This window comes from Microbacterium terricola (assembly GCF_027943945.1).
Classification (GTDB): domain Bacteria; phylum Actinomycetota; class Actinomycetes; order Actinomycetales; family Microbacteriaceae; genus Microbacterium; species Microbacterium terricola.
On sequence record NZ_AP027141.1, the window covers coordinates 18,117 to 44,271 of the forward strand.

Annotated in this window: 30 protein-coding genes and 1 tRNA gene; 8 read left to right on the forward strand and 23 right to left on the reverse strand. The window is 68.1% G+C overall.

Annotation, left to right across the window (positions count from 1 at the left end; all coding sequences use genetic code 11):
• Nucleotides 1-31: 31 nt before the first annotated feature.
• From Microterr_RS00105 to Microterr_RS00130, 6 genes are read right to left on the reverse strand one after another with little or no spacing between them, the layout of a single operon-like run.
• Nucleotides 32-1,798, reverse strand: coding sequence for a serine/threonine-protein kinase (locus Microterr_RS00105; protein ID WP_263796862.1), 1,767 nt, complete (start codon nucleotides 1,796-1,798; stop codon nucleotides 32-34).
• A complete protein-coding gene (locus tag Microterr_RS00110) occupies nucleotides 1,795-3,252 on the reverse strand; it encodes a peptidoglycan D,D-transpeptidase FtsI family protein (protein WP_263796861.1) in 1,458 nt (485 codons plus the stop codon). The genes Microterr_RS00105 and Microterr_RS00110 overlap by 4 nt, the downstream gene beginning before the upstream one ends.
• On the reverse strand, nucleotides 3,252-4,640 hold the full coding sequence (locus Microterr_RS00115; protein ID WP_263796860.1) for an FtsW/RodA/SpoVE family cell cycle protein: 1,389 nt from the start codon (nucleotides 4,638-4,640) through the stop codon (nucleotides 3,252-3,254). The genes Microterr_RS00110 and Microterr_RS00115 overlap by 1 nt, the downstream gene beginning before the upstream one ends.
• Nucleotides 4,637-5,872, reverse strand: a complete 1,236-nt coding sequence (locus Microterr_RS00120) for a PP2C family protein-serine/threonine phosphatase (protein ID WP_263796859.1) — start codon at nucleotides 5,870-5,872, stop codon at nucleotides 4,637-4,639. Before Microterr_RS00120 ends, Microterr_RS00115 begins: the two co-directional genes overlap by 4 nt.
• 13 nt (nucleotides 5,873-5,885) lie before the next feature.
• Nucleotides 5,886-6,428 carry an FHA domain-containing protein FhaB/FipA gene (locus Microterr_RS00125; protein WP_263796858.1) on the reverse strand — a complete coding sequence of 181 codons (543 nt, stop codon included), beginning with the start codon at nucleotides 6,426-6,428 and terminating at the stop codon, nucleotides 5,886-5,888.
• On the reverse strand, nucleotides 6,425-7,165 hold the full coding sequence (locus tag Microterr_RS00130; protein ID WP_263796855.1) for an FHA domain-containing protein: 741 nt from the start codon (nucleotides 7,163-7,165) through the stop codon (nucleotides 6,425-6,427). The genes Microterr_RS00125 and Microterr_RS00130 overlap by 4 nt, the downstream gene beginning before the upstream one ends.
• A gap of 165 nt (nucleotides 7,166-7,330) precedes the next feature.
• Here Microterr_RS00130 and Microterr_RS00135 point away from each other — a divergent pair.
• Together Microterr_RS00135 and Microterr_RS00140 are read left to right on the forward strand one after the other, a co-directional pair.
• Nucleotides 7,331-7,414 (forward strand) — tRNA-Leu (locus Microterr_RS00135).
• Nucleotides 7,415-7,746: 332 nt separating this feature from the next.
• Nucleotides 7,747-8,358 (forward strand): hypothetical protein, encoded by a 612-nt coding sequence (locus Microterr_RS00140; RefSeq protein ID WP_263796852.1) that lies wholly within the window; start codon nucleotides 7,747-7,749, stop codon nucleotides 8,356-8,358.
• A gap of 195 nt (nucleotides 8,359-8,553) precedes the next feature.
• On the opposite strand, the gene Microterr_RS00145 is transcribed toward Microterr_RS00140, so the two are convergent.
• The 5 genes from Microterr_RS00145 to Microterr_RS00165 form a co-directional block, all read right to left on the reverse strand.
• On the reverse strand, nucleotides 8,554-8,841 hold the full coding sequence (locus Microterr_RS00145) for a hypothetical protein (RefSeq protein WP_263796849.1): 288 nt from the start codon (nucleotides 8,839-8,841) through the stop codon (nucleotides 8,554-8,556).
• A 426-nt stretch (nucleotides 8,842-9,267) separates the two neighbouring features.
• Nucleotides 9,268-9,636 (reverse strand): nitroreductase family deazaflavin-dependent oxidoreductase, encoded by a 369-nt coding sequence (locus Microterr_RS00150; protein WP_263796848.1) that lies wholly within the window; start codon nucleotides 9,634-9,636, stop codon nucleotides 9,268-9,270.
• 386 nt (nucleotides 9,637-10,022) lie between these two features.
• A complete protein-coding gene (locus Microterr_RS00155; protein ID WP_263796847.1) occupies nucleotides 10,023-11,108 on the reverse strand; it encodes an NAD(P)/FAD-dependent oxidoreductase in 1,086 nt (361 codons plus the stop codon).
• 312 nt (nucleotides 11,109-11,420) lie between these two features.
• Complete coding sequence (locus Microterr_RS00160; RefSeq protein WP_263796846.1) at nucleotides 11,421-11,639, reverse strand: hypothetical protein; 219 nt, start codon at nucleotides 11,637-11,639, stop codon at nucleotides 11,421-11,423.
• A 433-nt stretch (nucleotides 11,640-12,072) separates the two neighbouring features.
• On the reverse strand, nucleotides 12,073-12,654 hold the full coding sequence (locus Microterr_RS00165; protein ID WP_263796844.1) for a hypothetical protein: 582 nt from the start codon (nucleotides 12,652-12,654) through the stop codon (nucleotides 12,073-12,075).
• Nucleotides 12,655-12,729: 75 nt separating this feature from the next.
• Between Microterr_RS00165 and Microterr_RS00170 the strand changes: the two genes are divergently transcribed.
• Nucleotides 12,730-13,281 carry a hypothetical protein gene (locus Microterr_RS00170; RefSeq protein ID WP_263796843.1) on the forward strand — a complete coding sequence of 184 codons (552 nt, stop codon included), beginning with the start codon at nucleotides 12,730-12,732 and terminating at the stop codon, nucleotides 13,279-13,281.
• A 100-nt stretch (nucleotides 13,282-13,381) separates the two neighbouring features.
• Here Microterr_RS00170 and Microterr_RS00175 read toward each other — a convergent pair whose 3' ends face one another.
• The 3 genes from Microterr_RS00175 to Microterr_RS00185 form a co-directional block, all read right to left on the reverse strand.
• The gene (locus tag Microterr_RS00175) at nucleotides 13,382-13,840 is read right to left on the reverse strand and encodes a hypothetical protein (RefSeq protein ID WP_263796841.1); all 459 of its coding nucleotides are present in this window, start codon (nucleotides 13,838-13,840) and stop codon (nucleotides 13,382-13,384) included.
• 220 nt (nucleotides 13,841-14,060) lie between these two features.
• Nucleotides 14,061-14,345 (reverse strand): hypothetical protein, encoded by a 285-nt coding sequence (locus Microterr_RS00180; protein WP_263796840.1) that lies wholly within the window; start codon nucleotides 14,343-14,345, stop codon nucleotides 14,061-14,063.
• Nucleotides 14,346-14,564: 219 nt separating this feature from the next.
• Nucleotides 14,565-15,443: a DUF2971 domain-containing protein gene (locus tag Microterr_RS00185; protein WP_263796839.1), complete on the reverse strand. Its 879-nt coding sequence runs from the start codon at nucleotides 15,441-15,443 to the stop codon at nucleotides 14,565-14,567.
• A 98-nt stretch (nucleotides 15,444-15,541) separates the two neighbouring features.
• Between Microterr_RS00185 and Microterr_RS00190 the strand changes: the two genes are divergently transcribed.
• Entirely contained in the window at nucleotides 15,542-15,814 is a 273-nt protein-coding gene (locus Microterr_RS00190; RefSeq protein ID WP_263796838.1) for a DUF6226 family protein, read from the forward strand.
• 45 nt (nucleotides 15,815-15,859) lie between these two features.
• Here Microterr_RS00190 and Microterr_RS15505 read toward each other — a convergent pair whose 3' ends face one another.
• Nucleotides 15,860-16,033: a DUF6226 family protein gene (locus Microterr_RS15505; protein WP_404810209.1), complete on the reverse strand. Its 174-nt coding sequence runs from the start codon at nucleotides 16,031-16,033 to the stop codon at nucleotides 15,860-15,862.
• Between the two features lie 463 nt (nucleotides 16,034-16,496).
• Between Microterr_RS15505 and Microterr_RS00195 the strand changes: the two genes are divergently transcribed.
• The 3 genes from Microterr_RS00195 (at nucleotide 16,497) to Microterr_RS00205 (ending at nucleotide 18,650) form a co-directional block, all read left to right on the forward strand.
• Nucleotides 16,497-17,147: a hypothetical protein gene (locus Microterr_RS00195; protein WP_263796835.1), complete on the forward strand. Its 651-nt coding sequence runs from the start codon at nucleotides 16,497-16,499 to the stop codon at nucleotides 17,145-17,147.
• A gap of 229 nt (nucleotides 17,148-17,376) precedes the next feature.
• Complete coding sequence (locus Microterr_RS00200; RefSeq protein ID WP_263796833.1) at nucleotides 17,377-17,709, forward strand: hypothetical protein; 333 nt, start codon at nucleotides 17,377-17,379, stop codon at nucleotides 17,707-17,709.
• Nucleotides 17,710-18,332: 623 nt separating this feature from the next.
• Nucleotides 18,333-18,650: a hypothetical protein gene (locus Microterr_RS00205; RefSeq protein ID WP_263796831.1), complete on the forward strand. Its 318-nt coding sequence runs from the start codon at nucleotides 18,333-18,335 to the stop codon at nucleotides 18,648-18,650.
• An 89-nt stretch (nucleotides 18,651-18,739) separates the two neighbouring features.
• On the opposite strand, the gene Microterr_RS00210 is transcribed toward Microterr_RS00205, so the two are convergent.
• The 4 genes from Microterr_RS00210 to Microterr_RS00225 all read right to left on the reverse strand — a co-directional run bounded on the left by Microterr_RS00210 (nucleotide 18,740) and on the right by Microterr_RS00225 (nucleotide 20,883).
• Nucleotides 18,740-19,408, reverse strand: coding sequence for a VOC family protein (locus Microterr_RS00210; RefSeq protein WP_263796830.1), 669 nt, complete (start codon nucleotides 19,406-19,408; stop codon nucleotides 18,740-18,742).
• 13 nt (nucleotides 19,409-19,421) lie between these two features.
• Entirely contained in the window at nucleotides 19,422-19,661 is a 240-nt protein-coding gene (locus tag Microterr_RS00215; RefSeq protein WP_263796829.1) for a hypothetical protein, read from the reverse strand.
• A 65-nt stretch (nucleotides 19,662-19,726) separates the two neighbouring features.
• Entirely contained in the window at nucleotides 19,727-20,218 is a 492-nt protein-coding gene (locus Microterr_RS00220) for a GNAT family N-acetyltransferase (protein WP_263796828.1), read from the reverse strand.
• A gap of 26 nt (nucleotides 20,219-20,244) precedes the next feature.
• Complete coding sequence (locus tag Microterr_RS00225) at nucleotides 20,245-20,883, reverse strand: GntR family transcriptional regulator (RefSeq protein ID WP_263796827.1); 639 nt, start codon at nucleotides 20,881-20,883, stop codon at nucleotides 20,245-20,247.
• 300 nt (nucleotides 20,884-21,183) lie between these two features.
• On the opposite strand from Microterr_RS00225, the gene Microterr_RS00230 reads away from it, so the two are divergent.
• Nucleotides 21,184-21,390, forward strand: coding sequence for a cold-shock protein (locus Microterr_RS00230; RefSeq protein WP_263796825.1), 207 nt, complete (start codon nucleotides 21,184-21,186; stop codon nucleotides 21,388-21,390).
• A 68-nt stretch (nucleotides 21,391-21,458) separates the two neighbouring features.
• Here the strand turns inward: Microterr_RS00230 and Microterr_RS00235 are convergent, their stop codons facing one another.
• Genes Microterr_RS00235 through nucS form a run of 4 tightly spaced genes read right to left on the reverse strand, consistent with a single transcriptional unit; the run spans nucleotide 21,459 to nucleotide 26,154 of the window.
• Nucleotides 21,459-23,498, reverse strand: a complete 2,040-nt coding sequence (locus Microterr_RS00235; RefSeq protein WP_263796824.1) for a bifunctional lysylphosphatidylglycerol flippase/synthetase MprF — start codon at nucleotides 23,496-23,498, stop codon at nucleotides 21,459-21,461.
• Nucleotides 23,495-24,760 carry a hypothetical protein gene (locus Microterr_RS00240; RefSeq protein ID WP_263796823.1) on the reverse strand — a complete coding sequence of 422 codons (1,266 nt, stop codon included), beginning with the start codon at nucleotides 24,758-24,760 and terminating at the stop codon, nucleotides 23,495-23,497. The genes Microterr_RS00235 and Microterr_RS00240 overlap by 4 nt, the downstream gene beginning before the upstream one ends.
• Nucleotides 24,753-25,436 (reverse strand): HAD hydrolase-like protein, encoded by a 684-nt coding sequence (locus tag Microterr_RS00245; protein ID WP_263796822.1) that lies wholly within the window; start codon nucleotides 25,434-25,436, stop codon nucleotides 24,753-24,755. Before Microterr_RS00245 ends, Microterr_RS00240 begins: the two co-directional genes overlap by 8 nt.
• 22 nt (nucleotides 25,437-25,458) lie before the next feature.
• Nucleotides 25,459-26,154, reverse strand: coding sequence for an endonuclease NucS (nucS, locus tag Microterr_RS00250; RefSeq protein WP_263796821.1), 696 nt, complete (start codon nucleotides 26,152-26,154; stop codon nucleotides 25,459-25,461).
• Nucleotide 26,155: the final 1 nt, after the last annotated feature.

The window sequence follows — 26,155 nt, forward strand, 5'->3', positions numbered from 1 at the left end:
GGTCTGAGTGACCGCGTCGGCTGTGACGACCTCAGCCGTCGGTGCCGTCGCCTGAGCCGTCACCGGACCCGTCACCGGAGCCGTCGCCGGTTCCGGCATCGTCGGCGGCCGGGGCCGTGATGCGGGCCTGGGCCTCGTCGGAGAGGCCGGAGTCGCGGTCGCCGCCCTCGCCGCCGACGCACGACACGGTGTAGCTGACGGTGACGACACCGGTGGCTTCCGCGGGGACCGTCAGCGTGGCGTCGCGGTCGCCCGGCTCGAACGCCGACGAGGTGGCGCCGTTCTCGAAAGTCGCGTTCGTCGCGGTGAAGTTGTACGAGCTCACTGACCCACCGCCGGCGGGACAGTCGTAGCGGCCCCACGACACATCCAGCGTCTCACCGGCCACGACCTCGGTCGCGCTGAGCGTGGGCGCACCCGGCTCGGGCATCGCGACCTGGCTGTCGTAGTACGTGAGCGTCAGCTCCTCGGTGGGCTCGACCAGGCCCTGGCGCGAGATGCGGTAGACCGTGCCCTCGTCGTCCGCGGTCGCGGCCGGGTCGCCCGCCTCGCAGGCGACGCTGTCGACGCCGGCGTCGCGCACGGCCTGGGCGGCGTCGTCGCAGTTCATGCCGATCAGCTCGAGCGCATCGATGTCGATGCGGTCATCGGACGGGGTCGGCGTCGCGCTCGGGCTGGCGCTGGGCGACTTGGACGGCGCGCTCGACGAGGACGACGGCTCGGGCTCGGGCGTCTGATTCGCGAACATCGCCCAGAGCGTTCCACTGAGCACGAGCAGCAGCAGCACGATGAGGGCGATGAGCGGCCACGTCCACGGGCTGCGCTTCTTCTTCTCCTCCAGCGGCTCCTCGTCATCCGGGAGGACGCCGGGCATGAGCTGCGTCGTGGCGTCATCGCCGGTGGAGAGCAGCCGGGTGACGTCATCCGCGCCGGCGCCGGTGCCCGCGATGGCGGGAACGACCGCGATCGCTGCGGCGAGATCGCCCCGGCGCAGCGCCGTCGCTGCGCGCGCGACGACGGCCGCAGAGCTGGGACGCTCCTCGGGCTTCTTCGCGATCATCGCCATGACGAGGTTCTGCACCGGAGCCGCGACCGTGGGCGGCAGTGGCGGCGGCTGCTCGTTGATCTGAGCCATCGCGATGGCGACCTGCGACTCGCCCGTGAACGGGCGCTTGCCGGCGAGGCTTTCGTAGGCGACGATGCCCAGCGAGTAGGTGTCGGTGGCGGGCGACGCGGCATGCCCCGACGCCTGCTCGGGCGAGAGGTACTGGACGGTGCCCATGACCTGGCCGGTCGCGGTGAGCGGCACCTGGTCGGCGATGCGGGCGATGCCGAAGTCGGTGATCTTCACCCGGCCGTCCGGGGTGATCAGCAGGTTGCCCGGCTTGATGTCACGGTGCACGAGCCCGGCTGCGTGCGCAGCCTGGAGAGCGGCCGCCGTCTGGGCGACGACGTCGAGGGTCTTGTCGGTCGACAGCGACCCTTCGCGCTCGAGGATGGTCGACAGCGCCTCACCCGGCACGAGCTCCATCACGAGGAACGCCGACCCGGCCTCCTCGCCGTAGTCGAAGACGCTCGCGATGCCCTCGTGGTTGACGAGCGCGGCGTGGCGGGCCTCGGCGCGGAAGCGCTCGAGGAAGCCCGGATCGCCCATGTACTCGTCTTTGAGGATCTTGATCGCGACAGTGCGCCCGATCACGTGATCGGTGGCCTCCCAGACCTCGCCCATGCCGCCGATCGCGATCCGAGAATCGAGCTCGTAGCGTCCTCCGAAGGTCACTCCCTGCGTCGGCCTCATTTGCTCAGCACCGCCTCCATGACCTTCTTCGCGATGGGCGCCGCGATCGTGTTGCCGCTGCCCGACTGACCCTGTCCTCCGCCGTCTTCGACGACCACCGCCACGGCGACGTCCGGGTCGTCCGCGGGGGCGAAACCGGTGAACCACAGCGTGTACGGCTCATCGCCTTCGTTCTCCGCGGTGCCGGTCTTACCGGCCACGTCGACTCCGTCTATTGTTGCACCCGACGCCGCGCCGTCACTGACATTGGCGACCATCATCGCGACCATCTGCGCCGCGATGTCCGGCTCGAGTGCACGGTTGTACTCCGAGTCCTCGAACGTCTGCTGCACCGACAGGTCGGGGCCGATCACCTGGTCGACCATGCGGGGGTTCATCACGACGCCGCCGTTCGCGATGCCGGCGGAGACCATGGCCATCTGCAGCGGTGTCGCCAGCACCTGCCCCTGCCCGAAGCCGCTCAGCGCGGTCTGCGCGTCGTCGAGGCCACGCGGGTAGACCGAGGGGGTCGAGACGAGGGGAAGCGTGAACGAGGAGTTGAAACCGTACTTCTCGGCCTCGGCGCGGATGGCGTCATCGCCGAGCTCGACCGCGAGCTCCGCGAACGGGATATTGCAGCTGAGCCGCAGCGCGTCCGCGATCGTCACGGTGCTGCCCGACCCGCAGCGGCCGCCGGTCGAGTTGAAGATGACACTGCTCGACTGCGGCAGCTCGTACGACGCCGGGTTCGGGAGCTTCGAGTCGGGCTCCCACTGCCCGCTCGCGAGCGCCGCGGACGCGACGACGAGCTTGAAGGTCGAGCCGGGCGGGTTCATGTCGCCGCCGATCGACCGGTCGAAGAGCGGGTCGTTCGCGGCGGCCACGAGCTCGTCGTACGCCGTGTTGACCTCGGCGGCATTGTGCGACGCGAGGGTGTTGGCGTCGTAGCTGGGGCTCGACACCATGGCGAGGATGCGGCCGGTGGACGGCTCGATCGCGACGATCGCGCCCTGCTGGTCGCCCAGCGCCTCGAACGCGGCGCGCTGGACGTCGGCGTCCAGGCTCAGCGCGACGTTCGATCCGCGCGGGTCCTGTCCGGTGAGGATGCGGTCGATGCGGGAGAAGAACTGCGAGCCGGCGGTGCCGGAGAGCTCCTGGTTCATCGCCTGCTCGATGCCGCTGGATGTGCCGAGGGCGGGGTTGATGAACCCGGTCACGTGCGCCCACATCTCGGAATCCGTGTACACGCGCTGCCAGCTGAAGACGTCGTCGGAGGCAACGGACGAGGCGATCGAGGCGCCGCTGGCGATGATGGAGCCCCGCTGCACCTCGTACGAGTCGTAGAGCGCCCGGGTGTTGCGCGGGTTCTCGGCGAGGGCCTCGGCGTTCAGCACCTGGATCCAGCTCGTGGAGGCGAATAGCGCGAGGAAGAGGACCAGCAGCACGATGCTGAGGCGTTTGAGCTCTCGGGTCATCAGCCGATCACCACCCTGGGACGGCTGCGGACCGCATCCGAGATCCGGAGGAGCAGGGCGACGATGATCCAGTTCGCCACCAGCGACGATCCGCCCGCCGCGAGGAAGGGAGTGGTGAGACCGGTGAGCGGGATGACGCGGGTGACGCCGCCGACCATGATGAACACCTGCAGGCCGATGGTGAACGACAGGCCCGTGGCGAGCAGCTTGCCGAAGTCGTCCTGGCCGGCGACGCCGATGCGGATGCCGCGGGCGACGAAGACCATGTAGAGCGCGAGGATCGCGAAGACGCCGATGATGCCGAGCTCCTCGCCGAGACTGGGGAAGATGTAGTCGCTCTCGGCCACCGGGGTGATGTACGGGCGGCCCTGGCCGAGGCCCGTGCCGATGAAACCGCCGTGAGCGAGGCCGAAGATCCCCTGCACCAGCTGGTAGCTGCCGGGGGTGCCGTCGATGACCTCTGGGTTGAACGCGTCGAGCCAGTTCTGGAAGCGCGAGTGCACGTAGGGCAGCAGCTGCGACGCGAGCAGGGCGCCCGCGGCGGCGAGGATGACGCCGATGAGCACCCAGCTGGTCTTGCCGGTCGCCACGTAGAGCATGGCGACGAACATGCCGAAGATCAGCAGGCCCGTGCCGAGGTCGCGCTGCATCACGATGATGCCGAGCGAGATCGCCCAGATCACCAGCAGCGGGCCGAACTCGCGCGGGCGCGGCCAGGTGAATCCGAGGAAGCGGCGGCCGACCGAGGTGAGGCTCTCGCGCGTGCGGACGAGGTAGCCGGCGAAGAAGATGGCGAGGCAGATCTTGGCGAGCTCGCCCGGCTGGAACGAGAAGGGGCCGATCGCGATCCAGACGTCGGCATTCGCGTCGGTGCCGAGACCCGGAACCATGGGCAGGAGCAGCAGCACGATCGCGGCCAGCCCGAACAGGTAGGTGTACCGGAACAGGACGCGGTAGTTGCGCAGCACGATGACCACGACCAGGGCAGCGATGATCGCGATCGCGGACCAGAGCAGCTGCTTGGTCGAGAAGGCGTCCCAGCCGTGGGCCTTCTCGGCGATGTCGAGGCGGTAGATCATCGCGATGCCGAGGCCGGTCAGCAGCGTCGCGATGGGCACGACGAACGGATCAGCGTCGCGCGCGACGAGCCGCAGGGCGATGTGCAGCGCGAGGACCAGGGCGGTGAGAGCGCCGCAGTAGAAGAGGAAGGTGACGTCGATCTCACCGATCGCGCCGAGCTGCACGAGGGCGACGGCGGAGCCGTTGATGAGGAACGTGAAGATCAGCAGCGCGAGCTCGCGGTTGCGCTGCTTCTGCGGCACCCGGATCTTGCGCAGCGCCCGCAACACGGCGGTGTCGGTGCTCAGCTGATCGGTCGAGGTGGTCATTCGATGGTTCCTGCCGGGTTGAGCCGGTCGACGATCGCGCGGGCGTCGGCGATCGATGTGGCGCTGATCGTGCGCTCCACCGCGGTGCGCTCATACGCCGGGAGCGTGTCGAGCTCGATGCCGGTGTCCTCATACGGCGTCGAGAGCGTGATCGGACCGATGTTCTGCTGGATGCCCTGGTAGATCACGACCGTGTCTTCGTCCGCCCCGACGAAGTACCGGGTCTGGGTCCACTGGTAGCCGATCACGAGGGCGGCCGCCAGCATCCCGAGCACGACGACGAAGCCGACGATCCAGCCGATGCGGCGGCGGCGGGCCCGGCGGCGATCCTCCTCGATGAGCTCCTCGAGGAACTCGGCGGCCGGCTCGAAGTGGCTCGGCTCGTTCGCCGCCTGACGTGCGGGATGCAGCCAGCTCGTGCGTCCCGGACGGGCCGCGGGAACCTCGATGCCGGAGGGGTTCGACGCGGAGCCGACGATCGTGGGCGTGCCCGAGAACACCGGATGCTGTCCGCCCACGTCGACGATGACGATCGTGACGTTGTCGGGCGCGCCGCCGTCGAGCGCCTGCTTGAGCAGCGCGTCGGCGGTGCGGCCGGGTGCGTGCCCCTGGCCCATCGCCTTGGCGGTGTGCGGGTCGTCGACGACGCCCGACAGTCCGTCGGAGCAGAGCAGCCAGCGGTCGCCCGGCTGCGTCGGCATGATGAAGCTGTCGAGCTCGGGGTTGGCGTCCATGTCGCCGAGCACGCGCATGAGCACGGAGCGGCGAGGGTGGTAGCGCGCCTCTTCCGGGGTGATGCGGCCCGAGTCGACGAGCCGCTGCACGAAGGTGTGGTCGGTCGTGATCTGGGTGAGCGCCTCGTCGCGGTACAGGTAGATGCGGGAGTCGCCGATGTGCGCGATGACCGCGTAGTCGTCGACCATGAGCAGAGCGCTCACCGTGGTGCCCATGCCGGCGAGCTCGGGGCGGCTGCGCACCGTGTCGATCAGGTCGGCGGCGGTGTCGGCGATCGTCTCGCGCAGGGCCGCCTCGGCCTCGGATGTGGTCGCGAAGGGCTGGTCGAGCGCCTCCAGGCGGTGCACCGCGATGCTCGAGGCGACGTCGCCGCCGGCATGCCCGCCCATGCCGTCCGCGACGGCGAACAGGTTCGAGCCGGCATAGCCGGAGTCCTGGTTGTTGGAGCGCACCTTGCCGGTGTGCGAGATCGCGGCGCTCGAGCCCTGGAAGACCATCGGTGGCAGGCCGTTACTTCCGCAGCTCGAACGTGGTCGCGCCCACCTTGATCGGGGCGCCGACGGCGACCGGAACCGGTGTGCTCACGCGGGTGCCGTCGTGCCAGGTGCCGTTGGTCGAGCCGAGGTCCTGCAGCATCCACTGCTCGCCCCACAGCACGAGGCGGGCGTGGTGGCTGGAGGTGTAGTCGTCGCGGATGACCAGGCCCGATTCGCTCGAGCGTCCGATCGTCAGCGGCTCGGACCCGAGAGGGAGCTCGAGCCCGGCCTTGGGGCCGCTCGTGATGACGATGCGCGAGGCCGTGTCAGTGGTCGCGGGACCCCCGGCGACGGGTGCGGTCGCACGGATCGGCACCACGGCTTCGGTGGGCGCGCTCGCCGAAGCGGTCGGCGCCTTGACCGGTGACGGCGCAGCCGCCGCGGGCGCGGGCTCCGGCAGCTTGCGCACGCGCACGCCGAAGAGGTCGGCGCGCAGCGAGTACACGACGACGAACACGAACACCCACAGCAGCACCAGGAACCCGATGCGCAGTAGCAGAAGCGGCAGCTCGTTCACGAGGGGAGGCCTCCCTCGCCGAGGTTGAAGATGCGTGTGGCGTCGTCGGCGGGCATGGCCGGCTTCGGCGGTGCGGACTGGGCGATCACGCGGAAGACGATATCGGTGCGGCCGATCGTGACGGTCGAATCCGTCGGCAGCGCCGCCTCGGCCACCTTGCGGCCGTTCAGCATGGTGCCGTTCGTCGACCCGAGGTCGCGGACCATGGCGCGCTCGCCGTCCCACAGGATCTCGACGTGCTTGCGGCTGGTCCCCGCATCCGAGATCGTGATGTCGGCGTCCGTGCCGCGGCCGATGACCGTCCGCGATTTCGTGAGCTGATGGCGCTTGCCCTCGACGTCGACGACCCCGCGCCACGACACGGTTCCCTTGGCGGTCTGCGAGTCGACGCGCAGGGTGCCGGTCGAGAGGCTGTCGTCCGACTCGAGCGAGATGCCGACCGGGCCGGCGAACGTGTATCCCTGGGCCTTGGCGTGCTTCTGCACCAGGGTGTCGAGCTCGTCGCCGAGGGCGGCGCCGAGGCTGCTCATGTTGGCGTAGTCGGCCGGCGCCATGCGCACGACGAACGTGTTCGGAGCGAGGATGCGGTCGCGCGTGACGACGGCAGCCTTCTTGTCGAGCTCGCTCCGCAGGGCGGACGCGATCTCGACGGGCTGGATCCCGCTGCGGAAGGTTTTCGCGAACGCGCTGTTGACGGCGCGCTCGAGTCCCTTCTCGAAGCTGTCAAGTAGTCCCACACGACTCCTCAGGCAGGCAGACCAGTGGCTACATGCTAGTTGGCTGGGCTGTGCGCGGCCCGCATCGGGTTCGGCGCGCACGGCGGTTCCCTCGATTCTGCACGGTGGAAGGCGCGTGATATCCTCGGGAAGTTGAGTTCGCAGGATTCTCGGATGCTGTGTCTCGCGCGAGTGGCGGAATAGGCAGACGCGCTGGCTTCAGGTGCCAGTGCCCGAAAGGGCGTGGGGGTTCAACTCCCCCCTCGCGCACAGCGGACCGTGTCATTTTATGAACGGCCAACTGTTCGTTGATTTGAACCGAAACCGGTGGGAGATCTGATCTCCCGCCGGTTTCGTCGTTTCGGAGCGAGGTCCTCGCGCGAACGCGATTCCATCGTGGATGGCGGTGATGCGCGATCCGGCGTTTTCTATCGGCGCCGGCCGTTCGAATCACGCCACCGCGCCCGGTCTGTGCGCCCGTCATATGGTTGCCTCATGCCGAAGCGCAACCCACCTGAGAAGTGGGTCTGGGCGCGCGTCGGCAACTCCTTGGGAGGCTACGCGGTTGAGTCGACAACGTCCGGGCTGAGGAGGGAAGGGTCATGGCGCCGGTGAAGAAACCCGCAGCAGCTCTCGCGACGTCCCTGCTCGCGCTGGTTCTTGCGGGGTGCGCAACACCGGCGATCGACGTGGTCGCCCCGTCGGCGAACGCGACCGCCGCGGAACTCGGCGCCGCGTTCGCCGAGTGCGGGCCGAACGACGAGCTCTCGGTCTCGGTGGAGGATTTCCTCGCGAACACGGACGCCTGGTACGAAGTGGAAAGTATCGAGGGCGAGCGCGTTCTCGATGAGAGGAACCTCGTCACGATCACTGATACCGAAGGTAGGACGGTCCAAGCAGGGATGTTCGGGGAGCGGTGGCCAGGTATCGAATGGGGGCAGCAGACCGGTTCTCACATCTGGGTCGCGACATCCGCCGAACCCGAGGGACTCGTCCAGGTCGTCATGGTCATCACCCCCAGCGGTGCCGCATTCTTCCCGGGAGGATGCCTCGACGCATATCGCGCCAACCTGCACGAGCGGAATGGGGACCGCACGAACGAACTGCTGGCCGGGCTGCCATTCGTCAAACAATCCGAAGTCGCGGCATACCTCGGTGTTCAGGCCGAGCCGGACCCGGTGAAGTCACCGCCGACAGTTCGCCGATCACCGTGACGATCGGCACTTCTGGTGTGACCCCCGACGGAAGGTTCACCGGCGACGACCGAGTGACGCGCACGCGCTGACCCGTGCTGCGGGAGGCGGGACGACTCGCATCCGTCAGCGGTCGGTGGCTCACGCGTCGGCGGCGCGGAAAGATCGGGCCCGGGACGTGTAGTCAGACGGGTCGTCTCTTCGTTCTGGCGGGAGCTACCTGTCCTGATCGGCGTCTCGCTGGTTGGAGCTTCGCACGCGGCGGACGATGAGCGCCGCGGTCAGGACGGCGACGAACGCGGCGAGCAGCACGAGGAGGCAGTTGACGCCGAATGTGAGCCACGTTGGCAGATCGAGATCTCCAGCTGCGACGTCGATGGATCCAGTGGTCCAGTCGCTCGTGGCCGCCATCGTGCGTACCGCCGTGGGGATGAACAGGACGAGGATGGCGCAGCAGATAACCAACCAGACAATCTCGCTGCCCAGTGAACTCCGACTCGCCATGCACCCATCCTGCCCCGGCGTGCCCACTCCTCGATTCACCACACTTGGGTCAGCGGCCCGAACGCGAGCTACGGGTTCTCGGTGGGAGGACCGGGTGCCGGAGCGCTCACGGATGATGAGGTCCGCTCCGCGATTCGTGCTTTCCTGTCTGAGGTCGACCCGCGCACCGGCTACCTGGCCGAATGACGGTGGATGAACGAGTGCGGTTGTGTCTGGCCAGACCTCACCGGCGTCGAGGGGATTCCCAGATGTGCGCGGTACGCTACAGGGGATAGGCGAACTCTCATTCGTCTCGCCCCGGCCGCGTGGTAACGGTCGGGGCTTCCTCTTTGTCTGGGCGTGTCTGTGTGTCTGCGCCGAGTGAACAGGCCGTCATCGCCAGTGCGCACTCGCGCCGGGAACCACGGCCCGTGACCGGGGGTGCCGTCAGGCGACGGGCGCGGTACCCGCGGTCAGTACGATGAGCGGGCTGTGCGCGATCATGTCGTCGACATCGTCTCTGCGCCATCGGCGTGCGGCGGCCTCGATGAGTGGCCGTGCTTCGTGGGGATCGGTGACCACCCGCGCCGTGGCGGGAACGTCGGCCTCGATGCCCTTCTTCAAATGCACGATGACGTTGGGGTCTGCGGTGATGTTGTGTATCCAGTCCCTTGTGCGGTCTCGACGCGGCATCCCGGTGATGAACAGCACGCCGTCCTCCTCGTGCAGGAAGATCTCAATGCGGCGCGGTAGCCCGCTGCGGCGACCGGTCGTCGTCAAGTCAATGAGCTGACTTCGGTGCAGGGCAGTGCTCACGTCGTTGTTCACACCTGTTGAAGCAATCTCGCAGCTGCAGACATTCCACGCGATCGGGGAGGCCGCATCTGCGCGGCGCTACTGCGTCTCGAGGTCTCCGTCGAAGTATCGAACATCGACGGATGCCTCCGGCAGGCCGGACTCCCCGCTTACATAGTTCCCGATTCCGGACGTCCGCGTGGAGTACGAGGCCTTCTTGGCCGGTGCGCCCGTGCCTGGTCGCGAAAGCGGGTAACAGTTCCGGAGACAACCACCGCCCGAATTGGGGTCGTTCAGCGCGACGGGCTGACTGCCAGGACACGTCCGAAGTGATTGGTACGGTCACACAGTCGCAGCGGGTTGACTACACCGTCCCTCAGCGCTCGGGCGGTGGGCTCCGTTTGGCCTCAGGCCGCGAGGGGCTCCCGATCGGCGACGATTGCACGCACGGCTTCACGACCGGCACGGTTCGCGCCGATGGTGGACTGCGAGGGCCCGTATCCGATGAGGAAGAGCCGCGGTTCGTCGGTCGCACGCGTGTTCGCCACCCGGATTCCGCCTTCCGGTGTGCGCAGATGCAGGGGCGCCAGATGGTCCAGCGCTGGACGGAACCCGGTCGCCCACAGGATGACGTCCGCCTGGACGAGTGACCCGTCCGGCATCCGCACGCCGTTCTCCTCAATCGATGTGAACATCGGATGCCGCACAAGCACGCCGCGGGCCTGCGCTGCGCGGGCCCACGGCGTCCAGTGCATTCCGGTGACGGAGATGACGCTTCCGGGCGGGAGCCCGCGACGCACACGATCCTCGACGCCCGCGATCGCGGCAACCCGGGCAGGAATGTCGAACGCCTTGTCCGACCAGTCCGGCTCGCGTCGCGTCACCCAGAACGTTTCGGCGACATGCGAGATCTCGTCGAGCAACTGAACCGCCGATACGCCGGCGCCGACGATGACCACCCGCTTGCCGGCGAACTGCTCGGCCGAGACGAAATCCGCGACATGCAGTTGGCGCCCGTGGAAGCGACTCTGGCCGGGATAGTGCGGCCAGAACGGTCGGGTCCAGGTGCCCGTTGCGTTGATGACGTACCGCGCTGCCCACACGCCGGCATCGGTTTCGACGACAAGTCGGTCGTCGCCGTGCCGGCGGACGGCAGCGACACGCACCGGGCGCCGCACGTCGAGGCCGAACTTCCTCTCGTATGCGGCGAAGTACGGCGGCAGCGCGTCACGGCTCGCCGCTTGTGCATCGGCTGGCGGCACCGCGAACCCGGGCAGCTCGTGGATGCCGTTGACTGTGGCCATCTTCAGCGAGGCCCATCGGTGCTGCCACGCTCCTCCAGGACCGCCGTTGGCGTCGAGCACGACGTAGGTCTGATCTGCTGCGGTCGCGCGTTCACTCGACACAAACCCACGTCGCACGAGGTGGTAGGCAGCCGACAGTCCGGCCTGACCCGCACCGATCACGACGACGTCGACGGGCGCGGGATTCACAACGAGACACAACGCCCATAACCGCGGTCAGATTCCCTAGCCCCCGGTCCTTGTTCGGGCCGCGACTTAACCGGGGATCCGCTGCGGGGGGCGATGCGGACGCACCCACCGGCACATCGATATCCGTACCGTGCGGGTGCCGCCTACAAGATGTTCTGGTGGACGCTCCGGACTCCTGCGCGTGCCGATCGCACCAGGCGTGGGCGATCCTTCTCGGGGGCGTCTGGACATGTTCCCCAACGCATTTCCTGCCCCCAGACGGAGTGATGCCGTAGCGGTCTGGCGGACCATTGAGGCCGCATCTGCACGGCGCTACTGCGTCTCGAGGTCACCGTCGAAGTATCGAACATCGACGAATACCTCCGGCAAGCCGGACTCCCCGCTTACATACTTCCTGATTCCCTCAAGCCGGTCGTCGCGGGTTCCAACGGTGATGATCAGCTTGCCGCTCTTCGCGTAGGCCCCATCAATCTCGGGGTATTTGGTAGCCCAGTCCTCGAAGCCGTCCTCAATCGCCTGGTCGATGCCCATGGGCGTCGGCTGGAGTGGTTGATCACGCTCTACGACCGCGCACCCCGCCACGAGCCCCCCGAGGACCGCCGCAAGCGCGATCGATCCGCTCAATCGATACACAGCATTCGCAAGGTACCCGCCCTTCATCAGAACCGCACCCCATTCGTCAGATGATCGTCGTACCCACTCGGCATGAGAACGCCGTAGTTCCAGGTGTCGCTACAGCGACTGCCACCCCATCCATACGCCTCGCGGCCATAGTGAGGCGATTCTGACCGCGGCCGCGTTCCGCGTCAACGCGTGGAATCACGATGGCCAACTCGGCCCGCTGTTCGCTACCTTTCGCTGAAAGTGCGCCGCGCACTCAGTCACGTCTCACGTGGCGCGTAGCTGGAGGCGGCTCGCCAGCCATGCAAGGAAGAGATTCCGGCCCGAAGCTCCGCATTCGGTCTCAGAGCGCGGGCCGCATGGGCAACGGTGACTCCGCCGACTTCAGCATGTATGCAGCCCCGAGCAGCGGCGACCCAACATGAAAGATCCACTCCCACCACCCCCACACGGTGGGAGTGAGTACCAGGAACCACCCGCTGACAATGACCGCCGCACCGAGGATCGTGCCGACGAGAACGGAGAGAACGGCACCGGCCGGGAGCTCCCGGATCGGCGTGCGCCGAAGGCTCCACCACGCGCCACTCGCGCCATACCCCGCGACGGCCGTTCCCAGACATGTGATCGGAGCCATGACCGTGAAGATGAGTAAGCCCCACAGTGAACGAGGGAACCCCGAGGAGAGGGCGAACACCACTACAAGGCTCGCGGCGGAGACGACTCCAACGATGACGAGCACCCAGAACCTCTTGACGCCTGGCTTCTCCCGCAGGCGCGTGGTGATCCACCACTCACCGAGGCGTGGAGCCTCGGGCGCGTCTCTATGCATGGGCTGAATGTAGCGCGCCACTTCGTAGTTGCGGATAGCCGACACTGTCCGTACCTGGTCGCCCGTTTGCGGCACCTTCAGTCGCGCGATCGCCATGCTCGAATCGTTACGTAGCGCCTCGCGTCTGCGCCGATAGCGTGACGTCATGATCCAGCGCGACCTTGACACGGGATGCCGACCAGCACCGGAATTGCAACGATGGGGCTGAAGGCGCGGATGCGGCCGACGCCAATGAGATCAGCGAAGGTGGCCGTTCTGGGACTCTCTGTCGTCCTCCTAGCCGGGTGCAGCGCGGTGACATCGGCGTACGTCGCCGTCGATGGCGGCGACAACATGCTCACCGTTCCCGCACAGTGTCACTACGAGATCACCGAGGTGTTGATCAAGTACGCCGGTGATGAAGACGCGGACCTCGGGTTCGACGACCTGACCACTGTCTGGTCCGCGAAGGCGGAGCCTGGGCACTCCTCGAAGGAGATCGTCCTCTTTCAACCCAACGTGGGATTCAGCACAGAACACCTCGTGACCTCCATCGATACGAGTGAGGAGCTTGTGATCTGGTGGAAGGAACGGTGGGACGACGGCGACGAGTTCGAAGCCAGTCTGATCGGCGTCGTCGACGATCTGGAGGCCGAGGACGATGTCCTCTGGTTCGACGGAGTCACGAGCGTCGACACCTATGACAGAGAGGTCTCATCGCCCTTGGGGCGCTTCCGTTGCTGAGCGCGAGCGCATTATCAGGCGGTGGAGTTCGCGCAGCAGGTCACGAGTCTGACACGCTCGACCCCGCACGCTCGCCGGTCGGTAAGCGCGCGATACATCATCACTGCCCTTCGATGACCGTTACCCAGACCACGTCGACCACGCATAGCCCGTTGTCTGTCTCCTGGTAGAAGACGTCGCCCGGGGTCACGGCTCCTTCGGTTTGACGTTCCACCGGAACGTAGACGTTGATGCTCCAGTCGGGGTCACGTGGAACTTGATCGGGCCAGTACTCGGAAACGAACTGCTCGGGTTCTTCGGGCGTGACCCCTTCCCAGTCCCGTGGTTCTCCCAGGGGCGGGTCCTGACCCGCACAGATGAAGGCTGAAGCGTCGCCGGCTGCAGCGGCGCGGGCGAATTGACTTGTCGTCTTGATCACTTCGGCGCCGTCAAAGCCCCAGATGAGGGCATCCAGAGCGCAACTCGAGAGGAACACCGAAAGTGACGCGACGGTCAGAACGGCCGTTGCTGCCCGCGCTCGTTTGAACCTCCTGCGGCGGTCCAGGTCGTCGATCTCCACCCCCGGAGCGTAACTAGGGAGCGACCAATCGCCTCGTACCCGAGTCGCCGCCCGCGCGCCGGTCCGTAAACGGGCGATGGACGAGGGCCGCGCGGTCAGCGTGCACTAGGCGTGAGAGCGCTCGCCCTCGCGGCGATGAGTCACCCGTGGTTGGCTACTGCAACGGCCTCATTGCGGACGTCCGCCGGGCCTGTTCGTTACCCTGGCGGCGCGGGGTTAGCTAGACCCATTCCGCTAGCGCGAGAAGTGTGCTTAGGCCAACGAGGACGAGCAGAAGCACGCCGCCCAGCCCGATTATCGCGATCATCAGCCAGCGAGGCACCCCGGGAGCAGCCGCACCGCTCGCGGTAGCCGTCTCGCCGTCGCGCGCGCGTAGCTCAGGGTCGAGATAGTCGTATTTCGGTTGAAGTCTCTGCACAACCACCGATGCCGGCAGGACGGACAAGATCGGAATCAGGCCGACGTATGCGTTGGACCTGTCGGTGTAGATGTCGAGCGCGATCACTCCAACAAAGATCACCACGCACGTAGCAACGACGGCTATGAGAATGAGACGCAAGCGGCGTTGTCTGCGAGTTCCCTGCTTTCGCACTGCACCCGATTCCGTTGAAAAGACTGGGCAAGAGTATGGCACTGTAACCCATTCAGCCCCATGAAGTGGGCAATGGGACTCGAACAGGCTGTCCCGCGCCCGCTGGACCGTGGCTCCGCGCGGGGCTGCCCGCTACTGGCGGTATGGCGCGTCGGACAATCGGACGTCGATGTTCTGATTGTGGAAATGATCTGCGAGAAACCGCTTTAACGAGGCCTCAGCGCCCTCGTGCATGTCCGGTCCTATCCAAATCTCCCGCACTGCTTCGCGCGGGAACGAAAGCGAGTAGTACGGCACGAGGGTCGAGCGGCGATCAGTGCGGTACTCGGCGCGCATGTGCTGGGATTGCAAGACGAGTCGCCACTCCTGTTCCTCCTCGAATGCCCCATGCTTCACCGCGGCGAGCGAACTCTGCGCGAAAAGTGGCACCTCCGTCGAATTGGATGCATGTGGCACGGCTGGCAACGCGCCGTAGACCTCCTCAACCTCGGCCGCCACCCTCTGAATACCCTCCTCTCCGTAGCGGACGGGCATCAAGACAGGCGGCGGGTGATTCCCTACCCCGGGCAATTCATCCCAGTAGCCGTCGCCAAGGAGGACTTGCCGCTGTGGGGCGGGGATGTCGGCGAGCACTCCCGCGTCAAACCCGATGCTGTATCCGCTCGCACCGTACGACCGCCACTGACTGAGAAGGTCTGGCTCCGTGCAAAAGCAGGCCACGAAGGGTGCGGCGAGGCCGTCGGTCACCGCGAGCCCGCGAAGATACTCTGCAACCTGTCGTGGCGAATCGTCGAGATCATCGGACGGTGGTCGTACCGCGACTCGGTCGGCGGCAGCCAACAGGGCATTGGACACCGCCGCACGACCGAAAGCGAACTCCTGGCGATCGTTGAGATATCTAGCGTGGGTTGCCCATATCTTTCGGGTCTCAAGAATCTGAACCAGAGCCAGACCACTTGTGTAGTGATAAATAGTCGCCGGCAGGGGTTCCGAGGGGCCGTGATGCGCCATATCGCAGAGAGTACGGCTGACAGGCGACAGACACCACCGATCGATCAGCGCAAGCTGGTCCGCGTGAGGGCGCGAGCTAGTCGCATACCTTTGCGGTTGTGACTCAATACGCGCGGCCAGCAATCCCGGATACGGTCTACCGCGATGAAGGGGGCGAGCCGATCGACTATGGGCACCGGTGGGGTGAGGAGTCGCCGTCGCAAGATGCGTACTCGCGCACGAGCAATTTGGAGCGGTTCGCGCCGCTCCACACCGTCGCCGAAGCGCTCATCGGTTGGGCGAGCCGCACATTCGACATCGTCGTTGAGCGCGACCTGGACGTGGCCGCGGATCGCGGAAAGTGCGTCGCGGGGTGTGAGTCGCACAGCTGAAGTGATGCTTTGCGGCGGGTACAGCACTCTTCGGCCTCCTCACCTTCAGCGGATGCGCGTCACCGTCTCCTCCCCTGGAGGGAACCGGCGCTTCTTCGGATCCTGTCTGTGAAAGACGTCGTCGTCGCAGGCGTCGCAGCCACAGGTCGGGAAGTGGAAGTCGTGCAGCACACCGGCTCGCAAGTGCACGCCAGGAAACTCTGTGAGCACGAACGTCAGAGGGAGAACCCAGGCTCACCGCCACCCCGACGGAAGCCAATGCCGGCGACACGGTCACGATCGAGGGGTCCCTTTGGGGGCGGTGCAATGACACGCCGAACGACCCCGCTGAGGAACCTTGGGACGAAGTGTCGCTCGTGTGGGTCGAGTCGGGGACTGAGACAAAGCTGGAAACGGCCGCACTGACAGACGGCACGTTCAGGCAGGACATCACAATCCCTGCAGACGCCACCCTGGGCGATGGAGTGGTGCGCGTCGTGGCGGAAGGGCTCACGCGCGAAGTGACCGTCGAAGTTACTGCCCGCTGACACCCTCGACCCTTGGCGCAGTTCGGCGAATCCGAGGTGTGCAATCGATAACGGACGGGTGGGTAAGTCGTGCGAGTGGCGGTCGCTCAGCGTTCGAGTGAGACCCGTGAGTCACAGGCTGGGGGTGTGGCGCGACCGGCGAGTATTGTTCGCTGGTGCCCATTGACCCCGCGCTTCTCGAACGAGCCGACCGACTCCAGGCGGCCAGCCGTGAGCAGAATCGCCTCATCCGCGAAGGGCACCTTGGCCGTCGCGGGCAGAAGTCGGACGCCTACCTGGCGACGCTTGACGAATGGCGAGACGCGTATCGCGCATTCCATGAGCCCCTCACCGACCTGCCGGCGAGAATCCTGCGCGGCGGGCCGAGCGCCGTCGAGCAGGGCATCGTCTACCTGGAGTCCGCGCCCCGCTGCCACGGCTCCGGCTACCTGGCTGAGCGGGTGCTTCACCGCCTCTCGAGGGCGTCGCTCTCTAATGAGCAGTCGACCCGGTGTCGGGCGATCGTTGTGCAGTCCCTGACACACCGACAGGCACGCGGCTGGAACGACATGGGCGCGCTCGCTGGCGCGGTGTGGACCCCAACCCTGGCGCGGGAGCTCTCCGCGCGAGCGGCGACCGATCCCGGGATGCTGAACGACGTCAGACTGCTCGTGTGTCGCGTAGCCGCGTGGCTCGAATCGAACGGTGCGACACTCCCCATGGACGGGCTCACTGACGAGGCACGCGGTGAACCGCGCTGGCCATCACCATGGGGTGGGCGGTGGCGCGCGTTATGGCGCGGCACGCGCCGAGGGCGGAGTGAGTGAGCCGATGAACGGCAACGAGTCGAGCGTTCCTCAGCGTATGGACTGGACGGTCTCGGTCCTTCAGTGATGAGTGTTTGGACCCCGACCGCGTCGTGCTCTCAGATCCGGGGATGATCGAGTCAACAGACGTCCTTGACCGCCGCTCGCCTTCGTCCACCTGGGGTTCGCGATTGCCGGCGGGTTTACGGCGCTCTGTCGCCGGGTCGACCTCCCTCTCTACGATTGCCGCATGCCCGACAGGATCATGTTCGTCCACCTCAAGACTGGGTACGACACTGATGCGGGGCCATCGTGGATTAGCCGGGTGAGATTCACGAAATCCTGGCGCACGGCTTACTTTCACGGGCGCACGCTTCGACGCGTGACCGGCACCGCGAACGCGAACTTCGATGCCAACTTCTACGATGTCGAGTCCGACGAGGGCTATTGGATATCGGGACCGAAGCGCGACCGGTCTGATGGCCGTTACCGCCACCAGAAGCCCATCATCGAGGAGGACGTCCGCGCGGAGTACGAGGCCTTCTTGGCCGGTGCGCCATTGCCTGGTCGCGAAAGCGGGTAACAGTTCCGGAGACAACCACCGACCGTATTGGGGTCGCTGACCGGGCGCTCGCACTAGCAACCACTTCGCCTCCACGAGCGCATCGCCAACCGGGTAGCGGCCGCAGGCGTCGCGGTGAGCGGAGCGCGGGAACTCGACCGCCAACCAGCGCCGAGCGCGACCTCGCCCACAAGCCCCGCGCGATCATCAGCCCGGTGGAGGAGCCATAAGCGACACTCGCTTCGGCGCCTCTTGCGCGATGACAAGCCGCGAGCTGCGTCGGGCCCCACGTTGGTACTTACAACTAGACCACCAATCGTCTTAGTATCGAATACTCGTTCTAATGGAGGTTGCGTGATGCTCGTCTCAATTCGTGAGGATATTCAAGTCTGGTGCGGTGGTGGCCGACCCGTGCGGATGTTCTGGCGAGGTGACCGGTGGCGAGTGATCGATGAACCCACGCGTGAGGACGGCGGGCTCTGGCAGGCCTGGCGGTTCACGGTTCGCAGCGAGCGAGACGCTCGAACAGCCGTCGTCGACGTTGAGGGGATCGAAGGCCGATGGGCGCTCGTGGCCGCATACGAGTGATCGGCCACGACGGGACAGGTGGGCAGCTGTCGGCGCCGAGATGAGGATCGGGCGAGGTGGGCACGAACCGCCGATACGCCACGCAGGTAGACGCGCGAATGGACCAACGGATCGTCGAACGAGTCGCTGCCTCCGGCCCGCTGGATTCCCTCACGTTGCAGGAACTCCAGCTCGACCAGCTTCCCAAGACGGTAGATCCAGATCCGCGTGAGGTACTGGTCTGGGTGCGCTTCGGAAGAACACCCATCCAGGTCCGCGCGCGTGCCGTTCAATGGACCCCGCGAGCAGTCGGCATCACCTTCGAAATCGCCGGCACACGGCACCGGACGTGGGTGTGGGCGTCAGCGGTCGACGCATCCCGCACCGACACCTGAGCCCGCGGGGCCAGCACGCAACCGAGCGGCGCCATCCGCTGACCAAGCTGAACGGACCCGCGCCGCGAGGCCGGTCAAGCCCGCAACCGTCAGTCGTAGGTGTCGGTCCAGGACGCGATGTCGACGCCGTGATTGTCGGGTGACGCCAGCGACCACCACGCGGGGGCGTACGAATCGTCGACGAGCCTGCCGCCGGCGGCGAGTGCGGCATCCACCCGCGCCTTCGCCTGATCCGCGGGGACGAACACGTCGAAGTGCGTGCGCCCGCGCGCCGGGATGTCGCCGGTGATCGGGTTGAAGGCCAGTTGCGGTCCGCAGCGCAGCGGGTCGACAGCATCCGTGTCGCCGAACGGCTCGTATCCCAATGCGGCGGTGAAGAACGGTCGTGCGTCGGCCTGCGAGTGCTGGGCGACGTAGATGCCGATCGACTGCGGGCGCGAGGGATCGGCGACCAGCTGTAGCTCTGCGGCGGCCTGAGACACCGCGGCCGCGAAGGCCGGTGCGGCCGCGGGGATGCCCTCAGGGTTGCGGTACGGCACCCGCACCACGATCCCCTCGGGTCGCACGTCGACGTCGGGCAGAACGCCGAACTGTTCAGCCGCGGCGACGATCGGGGCGATGAGAGCCGCCGCCTCGGTGAGCGAACTCGCGGTGAAGACGGACTGCGGGCCCGTGGCCGTCACCCGCCAGTCCGCGACGCCCGGCGCCCGGTGGAACTCGGCCGCGGAGATCAGATCCGGTTCGCTCGTCTCGCCCATGGCGTCTCCTTCGCTACTCGTCGCCGCGCAGCACCGTGATGAGCGCGATGAATCGGAACCATGCGATGCCCAGGAGGAGAACTCCCGCGACCCCCAGCACGAACACAGATGCGGGCATCACGCCGGCGTCGCCGGCCGCGTCGGCACGGACACCTTCTTGGAAGGCCTGCGACGCCGCGATCCCGACCGCGGCGAGCCCCACGACCGTGAAGACGACGGCGGCGGTGACGATCCGGGAGACGCGGGGAGCCATGCGGCCCAGCTTGTCGCACGGCGTCGGAGGGCGTCAACGGCGGCCGCGAGGACAGGAAGGGCGCGTCAGTGCCCGTCGAGGGCGGGCATGAGAGCGAACACGAGCTCGTCGACGTCGCGCCCGAGGCCGGGTGCGAACTCCGGGCCCCGCGAGACCTCGGTGAAGCCCTCCCGTTCAAGCACCGCGATCGCCGCCGCGTTGGGCGCGGCCACCCTGGCGTAGAGCGGGCGCTCCGGCTCGTGCGCGACGAGAAGCCGCAGCGCGGCGGTCGCGACTCCGCGGCGCCACGCGTTGCGGGCGATCCACACGGTCACCTCGCGGTCGCCGTCGACGGTGAAGCTCGCGGCGGTGCCGGCGAAGCCGCCGTTCTCGGTCACGACCTGCAGCCAGACGCCTGCACTCGAGCGCTCGCCCTCGATCCAGGCGTCGAAGGCCGCCCGGTCGTCCGGGTCGTCGGCGGTGAAGGCCGCCATCGCGACCGCATCGGGGTCGCGCATCATCTCGAAGACCGCGTCGAGGTCGTCTTCGTCGAGATCGCGCAGTTCGATGTGGCCCACGACCACACGCTACCGAGCGGCAGCGGTCAACTGAACCCGTGCACCGCGCGGATGCGGGCCTCGGCCGCGGCGCCATCCCGCGCGGCGATCGCCTCACGTAGCTCCTCGTACGCCGCGGTGCGTTCGATCGGGCACTCGATGAAGGGATGCCAGCCGTCCAGGTTGTGCCGGATGGCCACCTGGGCCTCGGCCAGCACCCGCTTGAAGGCCTCGTTGTCGGTGGCGGCGGTCGCCGCATCCAGGAATGCGCCGCTGGCGAGCAGCAGCCGGTCCACGTCGCTCGCGCGTGACGCGTCGACGATGTCGTCGGCGCGCGCGAGGAGCTCGGCGATCTCGTCGTCGCTCGCGCGTTCGACCGACAGCCGCACGACGTTGCCCATGAACAGGACGATGAAGTCGTGGGTGTCGGCGCGGCGCTTGGGGCTGCGCTCGCGCACGCGCGTGTAGCGATGGGGTGCGACCTCGACCAGCCCCGCGCGCACGAGGCGCTGGAGGGCCTCGCGCACCGGCGTGCGCGAGACGCCGAGCATCGCGGCCAGATCCTGATCGCGCAGGCGCTCGCCGGCGGGGAGTGTCCCGTCGAGGATCGCTGCGGCCAGCCGTTCGTACACTTCGTCGCCGAGAACCGTGCCCTGGGGGTCGAGGGGAGCAAGCTTCGTCGTCATGTCGAAATCAGTGTAAACGGCACCCGCCAGGCGGATTCCCAGGTTCACCTGTGGATAACTCCGGGTGTGGTCTCGCCCTGTGTCCGATATATCAGTATCGTTTTCCTGTCACGCTTAGCGTGGCGTATCCGGGGGGATCCGTCGACGCCCGGGCTTCGAGCATCGCTCAGCCCGGGCGTTCGATGGCTCTGCAACGTTTCTGTCACATCCCCAACTCGACGTGCGCGACCCAGGCGCCGCCCGTTAGCGTGGATCTCGACTCGTCGCAGTCGGGACGAGCACATCAAAGAACGGCACGGAATGAGCACCCAGGGCACGGTCAAGTGGTTCAACGCGGAGAAGGGCTTCGGCTTCATCGCTCCCGACGAGGGCGGCGCTGACGTCTTCGCGCACTACACCGCCATCGAGTCGAGCGGCTACCGCTCGCTCGAAGAGAACCAGCGCGTTGAGTTCGAGATCGCGCAGGGCCCCAAGGGCCTGCAGGCAGAGAACATTCGCCCGCTGTAACGCGTGATGCTCGCCTCACCCTCGGGTGAGGCGAGCATCTGCAGCGCCCGTGCTTCGTAGGGGCGCTGTCAGTCGTGGGCGGGGCGCAGCATCCCCACTCCCGCCCCGGCGAACTGACGCAGCGTCGCGTCCGGCAGGAACGCCCTCGTGAGGGCCGCGCCGATGCGAGCAAGGTCGCTCTCGTCGCGGTAGAGCAGGTACATCGTCTCGTAGCGCGGGTGGAACTTCGACTTGAAGCGGTGCAGCGACGAGAACCCGTACACCGGCTCGAGCGCATCGGCGAGTCGGGTCGACAGGGCGGCGATCGCTCCCGCATCCGGCGGGTAGTCGTGGGTGAGGGGTGCGCCCGACAGGGAGAGGATCGCGGCTCCCTCCTCGGAGAAGTGCCGCGCCGACGACCCGATCAGGTACTCCATCACCGGACCGAAGCCCCCATCGCGCCGGCGCATCAGATCGAGCGTCCAGCCGCGGACCTCGCCGGCCTCGCCGTAGATCGGCAGCCACGACAGGAACCCGTCGACGTCGCCGCGCGGGGAGATCGCCAGCGCGACGCGGACCTCCGGGTCGGCGGCCTGATCGAGCGTGCCGAGCGTGAAGCCCATCTCGGGCAGCCCCTTGTCGCCCACCCACATCTCCGAGATCGCCCGCAGCTGCTGCTGCACGCCCCACGGCTCCTCGGCGAACCGCGTCATCCGGAACGTCATCTCCTCGCGGCCCGCGCGGTTCATGGAGGTGCGGACCGCGTTCCACCGTTTGCCCGTGAACGCGAGCCCTGGCAGGTCGACGATCGTGTCGTCCGCGACGATCAGGCTCCGCCACCCGGACGGCACAGCGGCGCGCGTCGCTTCACCGGCGCTGAAGAAGCAGGGGATCAGCCCTGCGCGCTCGGCTCTGTCGATGAACTCGCCCACCGAGCGGGATCGGGATGCTGCCGGCCCGAGCGGATCCGCGAGGGCCAGCGCCACGCCCACCCTGCGCTGGTACGCCACGATGCCGACCGTGGTGCGCGCGTACTGCATCTCATCCCACGTCGTCATCCAGGAGAGCGTCCCGCCTCCCGTGGCGCGGAGCTCGGCCTGGGCGTCGGCGATCGTCGGCGACGGCGGGAGGCCGAGCGTCGACTTCCTCCGTGCCCGGAAGGCGCGGCGCACGACGACCAGGTACACCAGCAGCAGCATCCACAGCGCCGCCGTCGCGATGGTCGCGCTGACCTCGCCGATCGCCGTCTCGAGGTCTTCGCCGAGGGCGATGAGGAGCCCGAGCAGCAGGGCGCCGACGACGACGTTCGCCGCGGCGAGGGCGATCGTCCAGCCCCAGGCCCAGCGGCGGCCGCGGCGGAGACCGCGGGCGATCAGGACGACGGCGATCAGCTCGATCACGACATCGATGTAGGGTCCGTCGAACGCCTCGGTCGGCCCGACCATGCCGTCGGTGGGCACCACCGAGGTGATGATGTCGATCGCGAGCAGCAGGAGCAGGGCGAAGTAGGCGATCGCCCGCTGCTCGCGCACGGTGGTGCGCTGGACGCGCAGCGAGCGGTCGACGAACAGCACCAGGACGACGGCCATGGCGTGCACGAGGTCGGCCAGCGCGCCCCAGAACAGGAGCGCCACGAAGACGAAGCCGAGAAGCACGAGCCACGCTCGCACGCGCCACGGCTGCACGAACAGGCCGATCGCGGCGGCGATGCACGCCATCGTGCCGCCCGAGACGCCGACGTCGAGCGCGGCGGCCTCGGTGTGCGCCCACGGCCACACCCACGGCAGCAGGGTCGCCAGCCAGAGGAACAGCGCACTCGCGAAGATCGCGAACAGCTGCCCGACCCAGTAATAGGCGAGGGCGACGAGTGATCCGCGACGCCACTCGAGGTACGCCATGCCGGCGAACCCCGAGATCGAGAAGACGTACACCCACGGGTGGTCGACGAAGAACGTGCCCGTGATCGGGGTCCACCAGCGTCCCTCGAGGAAAGCGGGCAGCCCGTAGGCGACGACGTCGAACGTGTCGGTGTCGACGAAGGGCGACCACAGTCCCTGCCAGATCACCCCGACGGCGAGCACGACCGCGACGAAGCCGAGGGTGGCCGGTATCCGCCGAGCGAAGGTCATGGGCCCGCAAGCCGCGCGTAGTCGCCGAGGGCCTTGGCGTCCTCGGCATCGCGGATCGCCCGTCGTGCGGCATCGAGTGCGGCGACCGGGTCCTGCCCCTGACGGGCGGCGGCGAGCTCGCGCTGCGCGGAGGCGAGGCGGGCGCGGGCGTCGGCGTCGGCACCACCGTCGGAGACGGATGCTTCGGCCTCGGCGATGGTGTGGCGCGCGGCCGCGAGGGTGCCGGGCAGTGCCGTGCGCGCGCCGCGCAGCCGCTGCTGGGCGGTGCGCGCGTCGCCGACCGCGAGATCGAGGGAGCCGCGCAACCGGGCGATGGCGTCGACCGTCCTGGTCGGCCGGCGCTCGGCATCGGGTTCCAGTTCGGCCAGGCGCGCATCCACCCCGCGCAGCTCGGCGGTGAGCCGCTCGGCGGCTGCGGGGGCGAGCCCCGGCAGCAGGGCGGTGGCCTGCGCGTGCGCGGCACGGGCGGCGGAGAACTCGTCCGGCAGCGCCTGCGCGGCCTGCAGCACGAGGCGGTGGCTCTCCTCGAGCGCCCGGGCCTCGGCCTCGACCTGGCGGAGCGCGCGCTCTCCGGCCGCGAGCTCGGGCAGCGCGTTGGCGGCGGGATCGGCGGCGAGCTCCGCTGCGCGGTCGAGATGCTCCTGAGCGCTCGCGGCCGCGGTGACCGCACCGTGCGCTGCGCGTGCCGCGCCGCGCCACTCGTCGTCGGCGAACCGCTGCGAGAGCTCGGCCACGAGCGCCGCGGGGTCGCCCAGCGATTCGCGCGCCGCGGCCAGTCGCCGGCGTGCGGCGGCGACCTGCTCGCCCGCCGTGATGTGCGCGCGCACCCAGGTGCCGTGCTCGGCCTGGGCGCGGGTCACAGCCGCGAGCGCCTCGATGGCTTTGGCCTGGATGTGGCGCGCGCCGTCGCGCACCTGGGCGGGGTGGACCCCCTCCTCGGAGATCGCCCGGAACCGCTCGAAGCCGTCATCGCGCACGTGCTGTGCGGTGAGGCGCGCGCGCCGGAGCGCCGGCGGCGCCGTCCCGTCGTGCAGTGCGCCGGACAGGCCCACCTCGATGTCGAGCTCCTCCACCGCGTCGTCGAGCCGCACCAGCGCGGCCCCGGCTTCGGTCCGCGCGGCCTCGGCCCGCCCCCGCGCCTTCCGCCCGCGCCGCGCCTGGCGGATGCCCCACACGATCAGGGTGATCGCGACCGCAGCGGACGCGAACACCACCAGCGCGGGCACCACCCACGCCAGAACGACCGGCCAGGCTTCAGCCATCCGCATCCTCTCGCAGCAGGAGGGCGCGCAGCTCGTCGACGGTCTCCACGGCGGCCTGGGCGCCATCCGCCTCGTGCGGCCAGCTGAAACCCCAGCGCACGAAGATCACCGGCACGCCGTGCACGGCGCCGCCGTCGACGTCGTGATGGCGATCGCCCACGAGCACGGGGCGGCTGACGTCGACCCCACGGGCCGCCAGCTGCCGCAGCGCCTCGGCGATGATGTCGGATTTCGCGCTCAGGGTGCGCTCATCGGGAGTCGCGCCGACGATGACGGCGAGGTGCGGCGCGAGGTCGAAGTGGTCCATCAGGACGCGCACCTGCACTTCGGGCTTCGAGCTCGCCGTCGCCTGCGGCACTCCGGCCGCGTCCAGGTCGGCGACGAGCTCGGCTACGCCCTCGAACAGCCGGGCGCCGGTGGTGTACCCGTCGGCCTTGCCGAGCGTGCGGTAGAACGCGACGGCCTCCGTGGCCTGATCGGGCGTCATGCCCACGTTCGCCTGGAACGACTCGAACATCGGCGGCCCGATCCAGTGCACCAGCTCGGCGCGAGTCGGCGGCCGCCGCCCGAAGTGCTCCAGGGCGATCGTCAGCCGGCGCAGGATCCCCTCGGACGCGTCCACGAGCGTGCCGTCGACATCCCACAGCACGCAGGTCCAGGGAGATCTCGTCGCCATGGGGACAGCCTATTGGGGCGGGTCAGAAGAGGCGGGGGGCGCCGGACTCGGTGCCCTTCATGTCCTCGTAGTCGAGGGTCACGCAGCGGATGCCGCGATCCGCGGCGAGCACCTTCGCCTGCGGCTTGATCTCCTGCGCGGCGAAGACGCCGGTGACCGGTGCGAGGTGCGGGTCGCGGCCGAGGAGCTCGAGGTAGCGGGTGAGCTGCTCCACCCCGTCGATGTCGCCGCGGCGCTTGACCTCGACGGCGATCGTGCCGCCGGCCGGGTCGCGCAGGAGCAGGTCCACCGGCCCGATCGCCGTGGGGAACTCGCGCCGCACGAGCGACAGTCCTTCGCCGATCAGGCCGACCTGCTCGGCGAGCAGCCGCTGCAGGTCTGCTTCGACGCCGTCCTTCTGCAGACCGGGGTCGATGCCCAGCTCGTGCGACGAATCATGCAGCACCTCGTAGATGCGCACGAGCAGGGCGTCGCCGGTCTTGGCGTGCGTGACCCGCCAGTGCTCGAGCACGCCGGCCGCAGCGGAGTCGGCATCCGGGCTCTCCACCGTCAGGGTGCACGGCGGGCTCATCCAGTTCAGCGGCTTGTACGACCCGCCGTCCGAGTGCACGAGCAGCGACCCGTCGCCCTTGTGCACCAGCAGGCGCGTGGCCAGGGGCAGATGGGCGTTGAGGCGGCCCGTGTAATCGACGGAGCAGCGGGCGATGACGAGGCGCACT

Excerpts from the sequence above, each read along its gene's own strand:
- Microterr_RS00105 (WP_263796862.1), bottom strand. The coding sequence starts at position 1,798 with ATGAGGCCGACGCAGGGAGTGACCTTCGGAGGACGCTACGAGCTCGAT.
- Microterr_RS00110 (WP_263796861.1), bottom strand. The coding sequence starts at position 3,252 with ATGACCCGAGAGCTCAAACGCCTCAGCATCGTGCTGCTGGTCCTCTTC.
- Microterr_RS00115 (WP_263796860.1), bottom strand. The coding sequence starts at position 4,640 with ATGACCACCTCGACCGATCAGCTGAGCACCGACACCGCCGTGTTGCGG.
- Microterr_RS00120 (WP_263796859.1), bottom strand. The coding sequence starts at position 5,872 with ATGGTCTTCCAGGGCTCGAGCGCCGCGATCTCGCACACCGGCAAGGTG.
- Microterr_RS00140 (WP_263796852.1), top strand. The coding sequence starts at position 7,747 with ATGGCGCCGGTGAAGAAACCCGCAGCAGCTCTCGCGACGTCCCTGCTC.
- Microterr_RS00145 (WP_263796849.1), bottom strand. The coding sequence starts at position 8,841 with ATGGCGAGTCGGAGTTCACTGGGCAGCGAGATTGTCTGGTTGGTTATC.
- Microterr_RS00160 (WP_263796846.1), bottom strand. The coding sequence starts at position 11,639 with ATGGGCATCGACCAGGCGATTGAGGACGGCTTCGAGGACTGGGCTACC.
- Microterr_RS00165 (WP_263796844.1), bottom strand. The coding sequence starts at position 12,654 with ATGGCGATCGCGCGACTGAAGGTGCCGCAAACGGGCGACCAGGTACGG.
- Microterr_RS00170 (WP_263796843.1), top strand. The coding sequence starts at position 12,730 with ATGCCGACCAGCACCGGAATTGCAACGATGGGGCTGAAGGCGCGGATG.
- Microterr_RS00185 (WP_263796839.1), bottom strand. The coding sequence starts at position 15,443 with ATGGCGCATCACGGCCCCTCGGAACCCCTGCCGGCGACTATTTATCAC.
- Microterr_RS00200 (WP_263796833.1), top strand. The coding sequence starts at position 17,377 with ATGCCCGACAGGATCATGTTCGTCCACCTCAAGACTGGGTACGACACT.
- Microterr_RS00210 (WP_263796830.1), bottom strand. The coding sequence starts at position 19,408 with ATGGGCGAGACGAGCGAACCGGATCTGATCTCCGCGGCCGAGTTCCAC.
- Microterr_RS00215 (WP_263796829.1), bottom strand. The coding sequence starts at position 19,661 with ATGGCTCCCCGCGTCTCCCGGATCGTCACCGCCGCCGTCGTCTTCACG.
- Microterr_RS00225 (WP_263796827.1), bottom strand. The coding sequence starts at position 20,883 with ATGACGACGAAGCTTGCTCCCCTCGACCCCCAGGGCACGGTTCTCGGC.
- Microterr_RS00230 (WP_263796825.1), top strand. The coding sequence starts at position 21,184 with ATGAGCACCCAGGGCACGGTCAAGTGGTTCAACGCGGAGAAGGGCTTC.
- Microterr_RS00235 (WP_263796824.1), bottom strand. The coding sequence starts at position 23,498 with ATGACCTTCGCTCGGCGGATACCGGCCACCCTCGGCTTCGTCGCGGTC.
- Microterr_RS00240 (WP_263796823.1), bottom strand. The coding sequence starts at position 24,760 with ATGGCTGAAGCCTGGCCGGTCGTTCTGGCGTGGGTGGTGCCCGCGCTG.
- Microterr_RS00245 (WP_263796822.1), bottom strand. The coding sequence starts at position 25,436 with ATGGCGACGAGATCTCCCTGGACCTGCGTGCTGTGGGATGTCGACGGC.